This is a genomic window from Pseudoalteromonas shioyasakiensis, assembly GCF_024518675.1.
GTDB lineage: Bacteria > Pseudomonadota > Gammaproteobacteria > Enterobacterales > Alteromonadaceae > Pseudoalteromonas > Pseudoalteromonas shioyasakiensis_B.
In genome coordinates, this window is record NZ_JANIGL010000003.1 from 332,857 (window position 1) to 349,239 (window position 16,383).

The following is a 16,383-nucleotide window of genomic DNA, read 5'->3' on the forward strand; positions in this document are numbered from 1 at the left end:
AATACAAATGCGCGACGGCGTGAGGTTTTTTTCTAACTATTTACATTTACTTAAGAAGTCACTGTGGTGCGTTTCGCCTTAATATATTTATACAATCCGATTAACGAAGCGGCGATCCAAAATATCTCAATAACAAAACTAGCTAAATTAAAGTTATAACAAAGACTTATAAGAAGTAATATAGCCCCAGAGAGGTTCATCATATTGTACACTAAGCCAGTGGGTGTTGCTTTACCTAGTTGCAACATAAAAAACGCGCCAACCACTAAAAAAGTGCCAGTCATACCAATAATATCAAATAAAAGTGCAATCACGAGGGGGTACCTTGTCCATTACGATAATCACCCACACTACTGGCCCATTCCATGGGGAGGGTTGTTTTCATTCATTGAAACAGCAAACCGAGTAATTCTAACAAACGAGTTTAAACAACACAGGATATATGTCCGCTATTATAATAGCATTACTTGAATGTGACTTTGCCGCCAATCATTTTATAGGCTGGTGCGCCGCGGATGAGGGTTTCGCGGGCAAAAGGGCGTTCGCATTGTGGGCAAATACAAGGGGTTGTGGTGAAGTCTTGGTTGATACGCTCTTTAAAGCATTTAACTAAAGCGCCTTTGCCACCTTTTCGGTATTTGAATAACTGGGCTTTACATTGACTGCAAAAAATATCGACGGTTTTAGTGGGGCCTTTTTTATTTGGTTTTGCCATTTTAACTACTTTTTACTGCAAACACTTCACTAGGGTAACAGGTTATGGCCAAAGCCCCAAAACTAAACCCATTAGCGTAAATTGTAAAATATGATAGCCACTATTGACCATAAATAGTTTTAACGGGCGTTGTTCAAATAAGTATGTTAATCCGTATGAGCTACTCACCCAACACACACCAATAATAAATGCCGCGCCAACACTTACACCCAAAGTAGGCGTTGGCCCGACAAATAAGGATAAGCTCAGCGCAATAAAAAACGAAAGTAAAAAGCTACCAATAAATACTCTTTTAGGATTGATCGCTTTTAAATCAAGCTCGGTTAAGCCACAGGCTTCCATCCAAATCCGTTGAAATAATAATGGCGAATACCAAATCCCCCCCAAAGCAAAGGAAGATAAAGAAGCAATAAACACCGCAAAAAAATTAACTTGGGAAAAGTCCATATACGGCTCAATTAGGATGGTAAATAAAAGGGATAACTTTACTTTAGTAAATGAATGCTATTACAGCAAACCTAGTGGAGCTGTAAAAGCCACTGTAAACACTTTCGCTTTGCTATTTATTGCTTAACAGGTTTTTTTTGTAATTTCCTTTGTAGGGTGCGTCTATGCATATTAAGTTGCCTTGCCGTTGCTGAAATATTCCCATGATTACTATGTAGCACTTGCTGAATATGTTCCCACTCTACCCGCTCAGCCGACATCACGGTGCCAGGAGCTGTTGTAATACCCGTTTTTAATTGTTCATCAATATCAAGTGCTTTAATAAGCGTAGCCATATCAACTGGTTTGGTTAGGTAATCATTTGCGCCAATACGTATGGCTTCAACTGCGCTCGCAATGCTGGCAAAACCTGTTAGTAATACAATATGGCAGCTAGGTACTAATTCTTTTATTGGTTTAATTAGTAACAACCCGTTATCATCACCGAGCTTCATATCGAGTAATACGTGGTTTGGTGTGTATTGATTTAATTGCACCAAGGCTTGAGCCGCATCATTAGCTATGATGCAGTCAAAACCATACTTAGTTAGGCGTCTTGCTAGCGTATTTGCTAAATTTATATCATCTTCAATTATTAACAGTTTCATTATTTTTCATCTTTCAATACGGCAAGTTGCACCTTAGCCACAGCCCCACCTTCGGGATGATTATAGAGTGTTAAAGAGCCATTTAACCGCTCCAATGTCACATTAGAGAGCAACACCGCCAATCCCATACCCGAGTTGCTCGCCATGATTTGGCCACCCAGCTGAGTTAACTGCTCACTTGAAAAGCCAACACCATAATCACGAATTAGCAAGTTCGCCTCAGCATCGCTAATTTGCCAATTCAAAGATAATTGTGTTTGCTTATTTTGTCGGTTTGCTGTTGCTGAATTTTGCAATAAATTTAATATCGCTGGCAACAACATAGCATCCGCTTTAACATTAACAACAGGGGTATTATTTTGCCAAATAAGTTGCTGTTCTGGGTATTGTAACAGCATGCTATCTTGGATCTGTTGCGCTAAATCAGGTAACGCAATCGCACTAATATTACACTGAGTTCTAAGCTGTGCAGATAACTCTCTAAAACTATCTAACTGAGTCGCACACTGCATCAGCGGTTTATGCATTTCATTTACGAGTGGGTTAGTGGGTTGCTCTTCGTGTAATTCTTCAAAAAGTAATTGCAAATTAGCAATTGGACTGGCTAATTGATGGGTGATCTGTGCCGCAGCGCCATCAAGTGTTACTAACTGCTCGTTGCGCAGTTGCTTCTCACGGACACTTGCAATGGTTCGCTCTCTAGAGTGAAGTGCGCGATTCATCGTACCTATCACCAAAGCAATTACACTGGCACTGATCACAAAGTTAACCCACATGCCAACGAAGTGACTGGTCATATCCATATGATGCATACTGTGTTGTGGCATTTTGTATAACAATAAACTGTAAGCGGATATCGCCAGCACTGCAATATAAGCCAGTCCTTTTGCACTGACACTCACTGCTGCTATCATAATTGGTAGTAGCAATAACGATACAAATGCATTCGTGGCGCCACCACTGAGGGACAACAAAACACTTAAGAACAAAACATCAGCTGTCAATTGCATCAACATGCCTATTTCTTTTGCTTTGCTCACATTACGATATGCAAATACACTTAAGATTTGAAATACCGCTTCTAACGAAATAACAAGGAGTAATTCAAATAGTGGAATCGCGTATTCAAACAAAAAATACACCGCGATTACGGCTAACAACTGAATTGCAATCGCCCCGCTTCGCAGCATTAACAAGCGGCTAATTGCAGGGTCAGTTCGCATAAGAAATGCCATTAAAGTAAAACCTAAAGCTAAAAGTTAATCTTCGTCCATTGAAATATTAAATACGGCACATGGCGTTCCTTGGTGAAATACCATTTTCCATGACGAATCACTATAACGCCAAAGTGACATACGTAAAGAGTAATTAAATTCGGCGCGGGCTGAACGCCGATAAGCAGCTTGATAGCTCAGCTGAGCAATATTTTCACTGAGCATGCGCCCTTTAAAGTTCTGATTATAAAACTGTGGCACAACTTCGGTAGGCAGACGAGTTAGTACTTGGTATTTATTAAACACCGTACCATTACCCGCAATTTCAATAAACTCATCGTCCAATAACGCGTCTAAGGCTTGCTCTGATTGACGCACTTCAGGCTCAAGTAACTGGCGTTCGGCATCAATAAGATGGTCAAAGAGTGATGCCTTTATTTTGCTACTCATAGCAGCCCTTACGATTGTTTATAGCCATATTGCACCTATCCTATCAAGGTAAAGATTATATAAGCATTTATTATTTTTCATGCTAGCCTGTTTTCTACTACTATTAACGTAAATTACGTTTAATTACCACTATTTACGATCTAAACATAGTTATAAACTAGTCTTATAACTGTATTTTTGGTATAAAACACGCCATTGATGACAGATGTCTGACCACTAAAAGAGAACACACTATGTCTTACGCACATATTACTGGTTGGGGAAAGTGCATTCCACCAGCCCGCATTAGCAACGATGAAATAAGCCAGCTTGTTGATACCAATGACGAATGGATCACAACTCGCACTGGCATAAAGGCGCGCCGAGTTAGCCACGTAAGTACCGCTGAATTAGCAACCGTTGCAGCGCAACATGCCATTGCCTGTGCAGGGGTTGATGCCAAAGATATAGATTTAGTTTTGTTAGCCACTTGTACACCTTCTACCATGGTGGCAAACACAGCGTCATTGGTACAAAAAAATATCGGTGCAGTCGGTGCCGCAGCGATGGATACAAATGCGGCCTGCTCAGGCTTTTTGTACGCAATGCAAGCTGCAACGGCTCAAATTCAGGCCGGTATGATTAAAAAAGCGGTGGTGATTGCTGCTGAGCGTATGACTTGGTATGTCAACTGGGACCGTCGCGACAGTGCTGTATTATTTGGCGATGGCGCAGGAGCTGTGGTTTTAGAAGCTGCGGATACACCCGCTGGTTTACTTGCCACCAAGATCGGTTGCGACAGTGAAGACCGCGATATTTTGCATATTACCAACTTCGGTAGTGATATCGATAAATACAGCCCTGCAGGCCCGTCAGATCTGCTATTCGAAGGCCGTGAAATATTCAAGCGTGCAGTAAAAGGGATGAGTGAAGCCTGTGATGACGTTCTCACCCAAGCCGATCTAAGCCTTGAAGAAATCGATGTTCTAGTACCGCACCAGGCAAATCTACGTATCATCCAAGCAATTCAACAGCGTCTTAAAGTGACTGATGAGAAAGTAATGGTAAATATTGGCGAATATGGCAACACATCGGCTGCCACTATCGCTATCGCACTATGTGAAGCTGTTGAACAAGGTTTAATTAAGCCTCATGCTAATATTATGTCTGCTGCATTTGGTGCAGGGTTAACCTGGGCCGCAAGTTACATAAAGTGGGGCGAACGAGTGACGCCTATTAGCACCAGTGATGCCACTTTACCGGCATGTGATAAAACTGGCCTAGAGCTTGTTGCAGCTGCCGTAGCTGCATGTAAAAACACTGATTAATTGCTAAACATTTAGAATAAAGCGCGATTTTCGCGCTTTTTTTATTGGACAGATATGGAACTACTTGCGATCCACCACGTTGCTATTATTTGTAGCGACTACCAACGGACTAAGCATTTTTATACTCAAATACTCAAGCTACCTATAATTCACGAACAATATCGGGCTGAACGTGATTCTTACAAGTTAGATTTAGCGTTACCTGATGGCAGCCAAATAGAGTTATTTTCATTTAGTGGAGCGCCTAAAAGGCCTAGTTACCCAGAGGCTCAAGGGTTAAGACACCTTGCTTTTGCTGTCGCTAATATTGACCAAGCGAAAGCTTATTTAGAACACAATAGTGTAATAGTGGAACAAATAAGAGTGGATGAAATCACCGGGAAACGGTTTACATTTTTCGCCGATCCCGATGATTTACCACTAGAGCTTTATGAAGCTGAGTGAAAACGACTTGCTAAATAATTAAATACCGCACGAATACCTAAAGCTTCACCACCTACAGGTCGACCCGGTAATGAGCGTAAGTTCCACGCCATCACATCAAAGTGCACCCAGTCGGTGGTAGGCTCTACGAACTCTTTTAAATATAAAGCGGCAGTTATGGCACCACCGAAAGGTGTGCTGGCACAGTTAGCCATATCTGCAACATCGCTTTTTAGAAAGCTTGTGTATTGTTCAAATAAAGGAAGTTGCCATACCGGATCGCTTACACTCATACCTGAATCAACAATACCGTTTGCAACATCGCGGCTCGTAGAGAAAAATCCTGGTAGCTCAGTACCTAAGGCCACGCGACACGCACCAGTCAGGGTTGCAAAATCAATCAGTAATTCTGGCTCATCATTTTGTGCTTCTGTTAATGCATCACATAACACTAAACGCCCTTCAGCGTCTGTATTATCAATTTCAACCATAATCCCTTTACGTGTTTTGATCACATCACCTGGTCTAAATGCGTTTCGTGACACTGCATTTTCAACAGCAGGAACAAGTACACGTAAACGCACAGGTAAATTTGCCGCCATGATGAGTTGCGCTAAACCAATTACATGGGCAGCCCCGCCCATGTCTTTTTTCATGTTACGCATACCTGAACTTGGTTTTAAATCCAGACCACCAGAGTCAAAACAAACGCCTTTACCAACAAGTGTAATTAATGGCGCATTTTCATCGCCCCATTTTAAGTCAAGTAAACGCGGCTTGTTTTCACTCGCACGTCCGACCATATGGATTGTTGGGTAGTTTTGCTCAAGTAATTCATCGCCAACCCATTCGCTAAATTCACCTTGATAGGTGCTAGCTAAGTCGGTCATAACTTGTGATAAATGCTGTGGCATCATGTCGGCCGCTGGCGTGTTAACCAAATCGCGCACTAAATTAATGGCACTCGCTTGCTGGTTTAAGCGCTCATACATGCCTTTATCTGCAATAGCTAATTGTGCTCTGGCCGCACCTTTAGCTTTATATTCACTAAACTCATAACCACCGAGCATAAAACCTAACGCAATTTGTTCTAGCTTTTCGTCAAGACCTTTAATTTGATAACAGCCACCCGGTAATTTAGTGGCTAACTCGCCGGCCAACCAAAAATCATCATAGCTGTTAACGAGGCAATACACATGTCCTAGTTTTCCTGTTTTTTCATCGACAACCAAGGCAATACCTTGCTTTTGGAAATCACAGCTTACTAACCAACTTTGTAAAAATGTGGATTGCTGTTGCTGCCAATTAGCTAAGTCACTTCTAGTAATAAAAGATAAGGGAATTCCTGAAGAAGTATGAAGAATTAATGCACTCATTAAATGACTCATTGTTAAAATTGTTTGAGTGTTAGCATACCAATAACCCTAATTAAAAGGTATAGCTAAGCAGGTATCAAATAATGATAAATGGCATTATTTTTTTACAGAAGGTGGTGGGGTTTGCTGTTTCTTTTCTTCTTCGGCTATTTTTTGGTCTATTTCTTTTAGTGGCTTATTAATATTAAAAGAGCTAGGCAGTACCTCAACCCCCACATATTGGCCTAACTTTACCACTAACGGAATAGTAACTGGAGCAAAAGGCAGTATAGCAAATACCCCCAAACCTAAGCCCTTTAAAATATCTACGAATTGCGCATTCGCTTTACTCAAGTCTTCTTTACTCACATCACCTTGGGTATAGCGACGGTAGATGGTGAGCATTTCCTTGGTTTCTTGCTTTTCTTGAGCGAGTGCAATTTTTAATGCCACCATAGAACGCTTAAAACGCAATTGCTGGCGTTTTTTGCTGATTTTTGCCACCCGAAAAGGTGCTCGATGAATTAATTTATATAGTCGCATAGAGGTATTTTCACATAGCTGGTCGTGTTCACAAAGCAGTATTTATATTTGCTGTGATATACTCGTTGTTAATCCACTGAAAATACTTAACCTAAACTCTGATTACTTACTACTATGCAGACTGACAACAATACTATAGCTACTTTTCAGCCAAATGATAAACCACAAAGACCCGCCTCTGATGAATGCTGTGGCGGTGGCAGTTGTTGCCCATGTGTATGGGACGAGTACCGTGCAGCCTTAAAACAATGGCGTGATAATAACTCGCTCTCACCAACTCAATAGCAATAACTAAATCGGCTAGACTTTGATCTAACCGATTTCAAAAGCTGAAGTTATAACAATTAGAAATTTTTTTCATTTAAAAAATAGCTATTTATGTTCAAAAAACCGCCTCACCATTAAAGCCGCTCAAATAAAATCGTTATTTATCAACTAGGTTAATCAAATTTAATTTTCCTCTATACAAACAACAAAAAAAACCAATATTTATAACACCTTGAACAATTGATTAACAATATGTATAAATAAATAACACCTTAAAGTCTTACTGGATCTATTGGTGTTATAATTACAATAATTCTAACTGGGGAAATTAGAATGAAATTTAAAAACAACATATTGAATCAAGCTGTAAAATTTGCTTTAGCAACGACCACGGCAAGTCTGTTTATATCCGGCCATGTGCTGGCTGAAGAAGCTGAAAAAACCGAAGTAAATAAACACGTCGAAAAAATTGCAGTCGTAGGTACTCGTTCTGCACCGCGTTCCATTGGCGATTCACCCGTTCCTATCGATATTATCGGTGGGGAGGAACTTGGTAAATCAGGTAACACTGATATGCTAGAGCTTTTAAAGGGCTCTGTACCTTCGTTTAATGTACATCAAAACCCTATCAGTGACGCCGCTTCACTGGTACGTCCTGCTAACTTAAGGGGCTTGCCATCAGACAGTACTCTTGTGCTACTCAATGGCAAACGTCGACACCGTGCATCTGTTATTGCCTTTTTGGGCGGTGGTATAAATGATGGCGCACAAGGTGCGGACATTTCAGTGATCCCTAGCATCGCGCTTAAGCAAGTAGAAGTGTTACGTGACGGTGCTGCAGCGCAATATGGTTCAGATGCCATTGCTGGTGTAATGAACTTTGTACTCAAAGATGCCTCAGAAGGCGGAAGCTTTGAAGTACGCCAAGGTGAATACTACGAAGGCGATGGAGATACAACGCAAATCTCAGGCAACATTGGCCTACCTTTTACAGATAATGGCTTTGCCAACCTGAGCTTTCAATACAAGACTGCCGATGCGACAAGTCGTTCTGTACAGCGTGCAGATGCTGCTGCACTTGCCGCTGCGGGCGTGCCTGAGGTTTCATCATTAGCACAAGTTTGGGGTGCACCTGAAGTTGATGATGATATTTCAATTTTTGGTAACGTTGGCTTAGAGCTTACTAACGACTCTGAGTTTTATATGTTTGGTAATTATTCTGAGCGTGATGTACGTGGTGGTTTTTATTATCGTAACCCACACACGCGCCCTGGTGCATATTCCAATGATGAAGGTCAAACTCTATTAGTTGGTGATTTAACAGGTGATATGAGCGGTAACTGCCCTACAGATATAATGATCGACGATAATGTATTAGACAATCCTGATTATATTAATCAAGTTGCAAATAACCCTGATTGTTTCGCGTTTAACGAAATGCTTCCTGGTGGCTTTACACCTAACTTTGGCGGTAATATCACTGATACCTCACTAACCATGGGTACTAAAGGTGAGTTCACTGGCGGTATGCTAGAAGGGGCTTTTTATGATTTAAGCGGTACTGTGGGTTTAAACGAATCACGTTACTTTATCTATGATACGATCAACGCATCTTTAGGTCCAGATAGCCCTCGAGACTTTAGCCCTGGTAAATACTCGCAGCTTGAGAAAAACTTTAATTTTGATTTATCAAAAGGCTTTGATTGGGGTTTAGCATACGACGTAAATATGGCCGGTGGCTTAGAGTGGCATGAAGAAACCTTCACAGTAACATCGGGTGATGAAGCATCATTTACCGCAGGCCCATTAACTGATCAAGGTTTTGGTATCGGCTCAAATGGTTTCCCTGGTTTTAAACCATCGGATGCAGGGGAGTATACCCGTCGCAACTATGCAGCCTATGTTGATGTCGAAGCACCTTTCACCGAAGACTTCTTAGTAGGCTTAGCCCTGCGCTTTGAAGATTATGATACCTTTGGCTCAACCACTAATTATAAATTAACAGGCCAATACCATGTTACTGAAGATTTAAATATTCGTGGTTCAATTAGCACCGGATTTAGAGCTCCGACCGTTGGCCAAGCAAATGTAAGTAATGTACAAACCAACCTAAGCAGTGGTGTATTGGTAGATTCAGCATTATTACCACCCACTAACCCTATCGCAGTGCAGTTAGGTGGTACAGAGCTTGAACCCGAAGAGTCACAAAGTTATACATTTGGTGCGGTATACACAATTGGCGACCTTTTCTTAACGATTGATTACTATAATATTCAGGTAGATGATCGAATTAGTCAATCAGATAAAATTGAGCTTAGTCAAGAAGATAAAGATACTTTGGAAGCTGCTGGCGTGGCAAATGTACAAAGCCTGGCGCAAGTTAGTTTCTTTACCAATGACTTTGATACAACAACTCAAGGGGTTGACCTCGTTGCAAACTATGCTGCAGATTTACTCGGTGGTAGCTCGACCTTTAGCCTTGCCTATAACTGGAACGACACCGAAGTAACACGCTCAAGTGATATAACTGGTGCATTTAAAGTAAGCCGCTTAGAAAATGACTTACCAAATCACCGAGCAACGCTAAGCTGGGCACAACAGTGGGAAAGCTTTTCTGCGTTTACTCGCTTAAACTACTATGGTGAATATCAAGGAGTACACGTCGACTACGATGCTACAGCTAAAACCGCTGATGCTGCCGTAACATTAGATGCTGAAATTACTTACTTCTTAAATGAAGAGATCAGTTTCTCGGTCGGCGCACAAAACTTGCTAGACCAAGATGCTGAAGAACTTGATTTCTATGATAGTACAGGCATTCCTAATAATAACTGGGGTGGGAAATACTATGAAACATCACCTTATGGTATTAATGGCGGTTTTTACTACGTGAAAGCAACGTATACCTTTTAAGCAAGACTAAGTAATAAAAGATAGGCGAAATGCTCAAGACATTTCGCCTTTTTCGTTTTATATTAAATGAACAAATAAGACTAAAAATCCAAATACAGTGACGTATGCTACTTGAAAAAGCGAACCAATTACTTGCCGACAACCGTTTAAAAGAGGCGGAGTTTCATTTTAAAACCCTGCTCAAAACAGATCCAAACAACGGCAATGCGCTTTTTGGCTTAGGCCGAATAGCATTACGACTCGAACGCTTTGATGCAGCCGTGTACTTATTACAACGGGCCTGCGAGCATTTACCTAATATGCTTGAACCGCTGCATGCCCTTGCTGATGCATTTAACGGGGTCAATTCACCAGCAGATGCTCTGACCGTGCTTGAATACGCAAAATCAATTGCAAGCAACCACCCTGAGCCACATTACTACCTTGCACAACATTATTTGACCTATGGCGAACTCGATAAAGCCCATACGACATTCGCTCAAGCACTCAGTATCGGACTTTACCCAGTCACAGCTTATATACTTTACGAGTTAGTGCAATTAGGCCGCTTTGACGAGCAGCATAATTACATCAGTAATTTGCACCACTTGCTCACACAAACCAATAATTTACGCTTAAAAATGGTGTGTTATTACGCCTTAGCGAAAAGTTATGACAAGCTAAATGATCTTGAGCAAGCGGCAAACTATTATATTTTAGCCAACAAATTGCAATTTCAATTAACTGACTTTAAAACAGCGCAACTCGCTGAGTTTTATGAGCACATAAAACAACATCACCCTATAGAACTATTCCAATCAGATCACAGTAATTTTACAGCGACCCTAACGCCAGTATTTATTATCGGTATGCCCCGTAGCGGCTCAACCCTACTTGAACAAATACTTGCAACTCATAGCGAATTTGCCACCATAGGTGAAGATAGTACAATCAGCCGAGATGTTGTGCCTTTTATTGAACATAAAACCAAGCTGCCCTATCCTGAATGCTTATCAGCACTCACCCCCTCTGTAATAATGCAAGCAAGGGAGATTTACACCCAGCGGCTCAAACAGGCCAAATCTATACGTGCCTTTATGGTCAATAAATTACCTGCTAATTATCAGTCGCTGGGACTGATCAAATTGCTTTACCCGAACGCCAAGTTTATTGATATGCAACGCGGCTTTGATGCAACAGCTTGGTCGGTTTTTAGTAATTACTTTGGCGAAAACGAACCCTATTTTTGTTCATTACCTGAATTTAAAACTTATTACAGCTTATACCAAAACCTTATGCAGCATTGGCATATGGCGTTTTCAGACTCAATTTTCACATTGCAGTACGAGCAGCTAGTAAACCAGCCGAAAGAAACTTTACAGCACGTTTTTAATTTTTTAGGGTGTGAATACGAAGCAGGTTGCTTAGATTTTTATAAATCGAAGCAACCCGTTAGTACGCTCAGTAAAGGCGCTGTTCGTGAGCCGATAAACACCAAAGCAACTGAGCAGTATAAGCGTTTTGAAGCAACACTACGTAACTTACTTAATGCGTCGCAAACCAATTAACTAAATCAGTAAATTGATCCAGCTTAGCGCTTGGGTGGGTCAGCATATTGATATGGTCATAGTCATGTTTATGACCATGCTTACGACCATAAATTTGTAGTTTTTGCACACCTTTGCCCGATTCATCAATAAATTTTTGAATATCAATAGGCTGAGCAAGGGCTTTATCTTTTACCCCTGCAATATGCAGTGTCGGTGGTAACTGTAAATCACCGACAATTTTAGCGTAATCAAAGCCGTCATCAGAATCCACCCAAGGCTGTCTTTTTGCCCACTGCATGCTTTGATAATGAGATTTTTTCGTTTCATCATCACTGCCCCACTTTAAACGTTTTGCCGGTAAGTAACCGTGCTTTTTCGCTAAAATAGGTGCTAAGAAATACCAAATTAGATTCCCTTGCAGGTATTTTTTAGGATGATGATTGTACAACGAACGCTTAGTACCAAAGTAGGCACAGGCTTTCACATCATTAATATACTCAGGGTAGCGAGCAAATACACTATTCATTAGTACGCCGCCCCAAGAGTGAGCCACCCAATACGCAGGAGCCTTACCTTCAAGCTCAGTAATTTTAGCAATGAACGCGGGTATATCTTCAATAATGGCTTCGGTTTGACCATATTGAGCATACTTTGAAATAGCTGGTTTACTCTCTCCTCGACCGCGTAAATCCGCAACATAGCAAACATACCCCTGCTCAGCTAAATATGGAGCCAAGCCTTTATTACTGTGGGTATAAAATATTTTGCCATTCTCTACAGCCCCATGCACAAATAAAACCGCGGGTCCGATTTTTTCATCGTTATATATGCGCCTTAAATGCAGCGTTTGTTGCTCGCTTAATTGAATATAAACAGATTCTTGTTTAATTGTCATAATGCAGCCTATTGTTATTATGTGCTCATTTTAACTCATCCTACCAGCAACGCCTGTAATATGGCAGTTTAAAATTACCCTCGGTTTCTTAATCTGTTAAACTAACGACTTGTGTACTCAGCTAGTAATCAATAATGAAAGTCTCGTCAAAAAAATCAAAGTTACACCCTCGTAATCGCCATAATCAAGGCTATGACTTTACGCTTTTAACAGCTAAAGAGCCTGCCTTATCTACTTTTTTAATTGAGACACCAGCAAAACAAACAAGTATCGACTTTAGCGATAACAAAGCAGTTAAAACACTCAATCAAGCTTTATTAAAAGCCTATTATGATGTTGAATTTTGGGATTTTCCTGAGCACAACTTATGTCCACCGATCCCTGGGCGTGTTGATTATATTCATTATCTAGCAGACTTACTCAGCGCAGATAATCAAGGCACGATCCCCACTGGTAAACAAGTAAAAGTGCTTGATATTGGCACGGGCGCAAGCTTAGTCTATCCGCTTACAGGTACTGCAGAATATAACTGGGCATTCACCGCAAGTGATATTGATCCGACATCCGTAAAACTTGCCAAGCAGTTAGCGCAATTTAATAACCGTAAGATCAACATTAAACTGCAAAAGCATCCTGAGCATATTTTCAACGGTGTGATCAACGCCAAAGACCTCTTTCATTTAACACTGTGCAACCCTCCTTTTCATGCAAGCTTTGAGGCTGCAGCGCAAGGAACTGAACGTAAATGGCGCAATCTCGGTAAAGCACCTAAGTCAGACTTAAATTTTGGTGGTCAAAATAATGAGCTTTGGTGTGAAGGAGGTGAAGCCCAATTTATTTCCACCATGATCAAAGAAAGTAATGAGTTTGCAGAGCAATGCTTGTGGTTTACATCGCTTGTGTCAAAAAAAGAAACGCTCAGTGTATTACAACAGGAGCTGAGTAAACATCCGGTCGCAGAGGTTAAAATAATCGACATGGCACAAGGTCAAAAAGTGAGCCGCTTCATTGCTTGGAGCTATTTTGAACAAGCCACTCGTGAAGAGATATGCCAAGAGTTAAGTTTATAAGGAATACAGCATGATTGATTTTCGTTCGGATACCGTAACCCAACCTTGTAAAACTATGCGTGAAGTGATGCACAACGCACCTTTAGGTGATGATGTGTACGGCGATGATCCCAGTGTCAATGCCCTCGAACAATTTGCAGCACAACGCCATGGATTTGCCAGCGCCCTGTTTTGTAGTTCAGGTACGCAAGCCAACCTACTTGCCCTGATGGCCCATTGCGAACGCGGTGACGAGTACATTTGCGGCCAACGTGCCCATAATTATCAATTTGAAGGAGGTGGTGCAGCTGTTCTCGGTTCAATCCAACCCCAACCAATTGAAAATGAAAAAGATGGAAGCCTGTGCTTAACTAAAGTGAAAGCAGCCATTAAAGCTGATGACTTCCATTTTGCAAAAACCAAGCTAGTCAGCCTTGAAAACACCATAGGCGGTCAAGTATTGAGTCTGGATTACCTTAAATCTGCACGGGATTTTGTTGACGAGTATCAACTTTCCCTGCATCTCGACGGGGCTCGAGTCTATAATGCAGCCATTAAACTTGGAGTTGATATTAGAGAAATTACACAATACTTTGATTCTGTTTCAGTGTGCTTATCTAAAGGACTTGGTGCCCCTGTTGGCTCTATTCTTCTTGGTGATGAAGCCCTTATAACAAAAGCTCGGCGTTGGCGTAAAGTGCTTGGTGGAGGCATGCGCCAAGCAGGTATGTTAGCAGCAGCTGGGCAGTATGCGCTTGAACATAATACAAAACGGTTATCGGATGATCATAACAATGCACAGTATTTAGCTACTCAACTGAATACCCTTTGTGGTTTTCATGTAGAGCCTGGTAGCGTTGAAACTAATATCGTCTATGCTAATGTCGATAATGAGATTGATCTAGTAGCTATCAGTCAACGCTTAGCAACTCAAAATATACTGTTTTCGCCAGGTGCACCGCTTCGTTTAGTGACACACTTGGGTATCACTAGAGAATCAATCGATACATTTATACATGCATTAGCGGCTGAGATTTAACGCCGCTTTATAGTGTTTACGACACACAGAGACATAGCGATTATTACCACCAATTTCCACTTGGTCGCCATCAGCAATGGCTTCACCGTGCTCATCTGTACGCAACACATGATTCGCTTTACGCCCACAATGACACACGGTTTTAAGCTCAATAAGTTTATCGGCCCATGCTAAAAGATACTGTGAACCAGTAAATAGCTCGCCTCTAAAGTCATTACGTAAGCCATAACATAAAACCGGTATACCGAGTTCATCAACAACATCAGTCAGCTGTAACACTTGCTGTTTAGATAAAAATTGGCACTCATCAACTAATACACAATGGCGTTTTTGTTCACTGTTTAAGCTTTTGATAAGCTCAAATACATCTTTATCCGCATCAAAAATATGCGCGTCTGCTTGTAAACCAATCCGTGATGATACGACCCCAACTCCAGCTCTGTCATCAATAGCCGCTGTTAATATAACTGGTTCCATGCCGCGTTCACGATAATTAAATGCTGATTGAAGTAATGTGGTTGATTTACCTGCATTCATTGCAGAATAATAAAAATACAGCTGAGCCATCTAGTTACCTTGAACTGAAATCCATAAAAAGAGCAAGTATGCTAGCGCATATTCGCTCTTTCATCACTCATTTTATTAGATCAAGAATGTATAAAGTGCTTTAAGTCTTGGTTGATAATATAAGCCTGTACTGTAATGCCCCTTTACAGTCAAACTTGACGTCAGTTTTAACTAACCAAAGTAATATCGTCCTAATCAATTCTTTGCATACTTTGTATCAGACATATTACTAAAGTAGTCAATCAATAACTTAGCGCTATCTAATGTGCTTACTTTTTGCCAAATCTGTTTACTTAACCCTTTATTTTGCTTATAGAACTGCTGCGAAAAAACCAAGTAGCCATGCTGTAGTTCATAAGGAGGGTAGATAGCTTGTAAATCGTAGTTACTGTTAGCAAAATTGGTGATTTCAATATCACCAATTTTACAAATCTCGACGGTGGCATCTACCACGCCTTTGTCCACCAGTTCAAAGGCTTTATCGCGAGAATGGGTGTAGTGAATAAAAAACGGTTCTTTTTCAAGGGTGTTTGATAAGCCATAACCGTTTGGTAACGCAAGTGTAAAGGCTCTTTGCTGGAAGATTTCGCGGGTTCGCCATTGCTCTCTAAACTTCTCCCCTCCGACTAAACAACTGCTAACTTGATTCAAAGCACGGCTGGTATCAGGGGTATTATGTTGAGTCGTAGGGAACACCGCAAAACGCTCTCGACCTTTGCCGTAACTAGCAATAACTGCGTCAATACGATTGTTTTTTAGATCGTTCACACACTGTTGCCAAGGCTTTCGTTGATAGCTAATTTTAATACTTGAGAGTTTTTTATCTAATTGACGTATTAACTCTAATACGGCGCCAGGTTCATGCAGCGCAATTGTCTGCCCTGCCCCTATAAATAAAGGGGCAACCTGTTTATCTTCATAACAAAATTTTAGTTCTGTAGTCGCAAATACCGAAAAATTAAAAACAAATAAATTAATTAAAATAAAAGCATGTAATGAGCTTTTCATCCTACACTCACCCTT

Annotated in this window: 18 protein-coding genes; 7 read left to right on the forward strand and 11 right to left on the reverse strand. The window is 41.0% G+C overall.

Annotation, left to right across the window (positions count from 1 at the left end; genetic code table 11):
* Positions 1 to 50 precede the first annotated feature (50 nt).
* The 6 genes from NQT69_RS10970 to NQT69_RS10995 form a co-directional block, all read right to left on the reverse strand.
* Positions 51 to 314, reverse strand: coding sequence for a CBU_0592 family membrane protein (locus NQT69_RS10970; protein ID WP_256827710.1), 264 nt, complete (start codon positions 312 to 314; stop codon positions 51 to 53).
* A 149-nt stretch (positions 315 to 463) separates the two neighbouring features.
* On the reverse strand, positions 464 to 715 hold the full coding sequence (locus NQT69_RS10975; protein ID WP_256827711.1) for a hypothetical protein: 252 nt from the start codon (positions 713 to 715) through the stop codon (positions 464 to 466).
* Positions 716 to 757: 42 nt separating this feature from the next.
* A complete protein-coding gene (locus tag NQT69_RS10980) occupies positions 758 to 1,162 on the reverse strand; it encodes a DUF1761 domain-containing protein (protein WP_256827712.1) in 405 nt (134 codons plus the stop codon).
* A 116-nt stretch (positions 1,163 to 1,278) separates the two neighbouring features.
* Positions 1,279 to 1,809: a response regulator transcription factor gene (locus NQT69_RS10985; RefSeq protein ID WP_256827713.1), complete on the reverse strand. Its 531-nt coding sequence runs from the start codon at positions 1,807 to 1,809 to the stop codon at positions 1,279 to 1,281.
* On the reverse strand, positions 1,809 to 3,032 hold the full coding sequence (locus NQT69_RS10990; RefSeq protein WP_256828063.1) for a sensor histidine kinase: 1,224 nt from the start codon (positions 3,030 to 3,032) through the stop codon (positions 1,809 to 1,811). Before NQT69_RS10990 ends, NQT69_RS10985 begins: the two co-directional genes overlap by 1 nt.
* A 36-nt stretch (positions 3,033 to 3,068) precedes the next feature.
* Positions 3,069 to 3,473: a nuclear transport factor 2 family protein gene (locus NQT69_RS10995; protein WP_256827714.1), complete on the reverse strand. Its 405-nt coding sequence runs from the start codon at positions 3,471 to 3,473 to the stop codon at positions 3,069 to 3,071.
* 233 nt (positions 3,474 to 3,706) lie between these two features.
* Here NQT69_RS10995 and NQT69_RS11000 point away from each other — a divergent pair, with 233 nt between their 5' ends.
* A complete protein-coding gene (locus NQT69_RS11000) occupies positions 3,707 to 4,780 on the forward strand; it encodes a ketoacyl-ACP synthase III (protein WP_256827715.1) in 1,074 nt (357 codons plus the stop codon).
* 54 nt (positions 4,781 to 4,834) lie between these two features.
* Positions 4,835 to 5,224, forward strand: coding sequence for an SMU1112c/YaeR family gloxylase I-like metalloprotein (gene gloA2, locus NQT69_RS11005; protein WP_256827716.1), 390 nt, complete (start codon positions 4,835 to 4,837; stop codon positions 5,222 to 5,224).
* Here the strand turns inward: gloA2 and NQT69_RS11010 are convergent.
* Complete coding sequence (locus NQT69_RS11010) at positions 5,209 to 6,579, reverse strand: leucyl aminopeptidase family protein (RefSeq protein ID WP_256827717.1); 1,371 nt, start codon at positions 6,577 to 6,579, stop codon at positions 5,209 to 5,211. The genes gloA2 and NQT69_RS11010 overlap by 16 nt on opposite strands.
* Before the next feature lie 96 nt (positions 6,580 to 6,675).
* The gene (locus NQT69_RS11015) at positions 6,676 to 7,101 is read right to left on the reverse strand and encodes a hypothetical protein (protein WP_256827718.1); all 426 of its coding nucleotides are present in this window, start codon (positions 7,099 to 7,101) and stop codon (positions 6,676 to 6,678) included.
* Between the two features lie 114 nt (positions 7,102 to 7,215).
* Between NQT69_RS11015 and NQT69_RS11020 the strand changes: the two genes are divergently transcribed.
* The 3 genes from NQT69_RS11020 to NQT69_RS11030 all read left to right on the forward strand — a co-directional run bounded on the left by NQT69_RS11020 (position 7,216) and on the right by NQT69_RS11030 (position 11,828).
* Entirely contained in the window at positions 7,216 to 7,386 is a 171-nt protein-coding gene (locus NQT69_RS11020) for an oxidoreductase-like domain-containing protein (protein WP_256827719.1), read from the forward strand.
* A 315-nt stretch (positions 7,387 to 7,701) separates the two neighbouring features.
* The gene (locus tag NQT69_RS11025; RefSeq protein WP_256827720.1) at positions 7,702 to 10,281 is read left to right on the forward strand and encodes a TonB-dependent receptor plug domain-containing protein; all 2,580 of its coding nucleotides are present in this window, start codon (positions 7,702 to 7,704) and stop codon (positions 10,279 to 10,281) included.
* A 104-nt stretch (positions 10,282 to 10,385) separates the two neighbouring features.
* Entirely contained in the window at positions 10,386 to 11,828 is a 1,443-nt protein-coding gene (locus NQT69_RS11030; RefSeq protein WP_256827721.1) for a tetratricopeptide repeat-containing sulfotransferase family protein, read from the forward strand.
* Here the strand turns inward: NQT69_RS11030 and NQT69_RS11035 are convergent.
* Positions 11,806 to 12,705, reverse strand: a complete 900-nt coding sequence (locus NQT69_RS11035) for an alpha/beta fold hydrolase (protein WP_256827722.1) — start codon at positions 12,703 to 12,705, stop codon at positions 11,806 to 11,808. The two genes, NQT69_RS11030 and NQT69_RS11035, sit on opposite strands and share 23 nt — an antisense overlap.
* Positions 12,706 to 12,839: 134 nt before the next feature.
* Between NQT69_RS11035 and rlmF the strand changes: the two genes are divergently transcribed.
* Together rlmF and ltaE are read left to right on the forward strand one after the other, a co-directional pair.
* Positions 12,840 to 13,775 (forward strand): 23S rRNA (adenine(1618)-N(6))-methyltransferase RlmF, encoded by a 936-nt coding sequence (rlmF, locus tag NQT69_RS11040; protein WP_256827723.1) that lies wholly within the window; start codon positions 12,840 to 12,842, stop codon positions 13,773 to 13,775.
* A 10-nt stretch (positions 13,776 to 13,785) separates the two neighbouring features.
* The gene (gene ltaE, locus NQT69_RS11045) at positions 13,786 to 14,793 is read left to right on the forward strand and encodes a low-specificity L-threonine aldolase (RefSeq protein ID WP_256827724.1); all 1,008 of its coding nucleotides are present in this window, start codon (positions 13,786 to 13,788) and stop codon (positions 14,791 to 14,793) included.
* Here the strand turns inward: ltaE and NQT69_RS11050 are convergent.
* Entirely contained in the window at positions 14,776 to 15,360 is a 585-nt protein-coding gene (locus NQT69_RS11050) for a thymidine kinase (RefSeq protein ID WP_256827725.1), read from the reverse strand. The genes ltaE and NQT69_RS11050 overlap by 18 nt on opposite strands.
* A gap of 195 nt (positions 15,361 to 15,555) precedes the next feature.
* Positions 15,556 to 16,368 carry a transporter substrate-binding domain-containing protein gene (locus tag NQT69_RS11055; RefSeq protein WP_256827726.1) on the reverse strand — a complete coding sequence of 271 codons (813 nt, stop codon included), beginning with the start codon at positions 16,366 to 16,368 and terminating at the stop codon, positions 15,556 to 15,558.
* Positions 16,369 to 16,383: the final 15 nt, after the last annotated feature.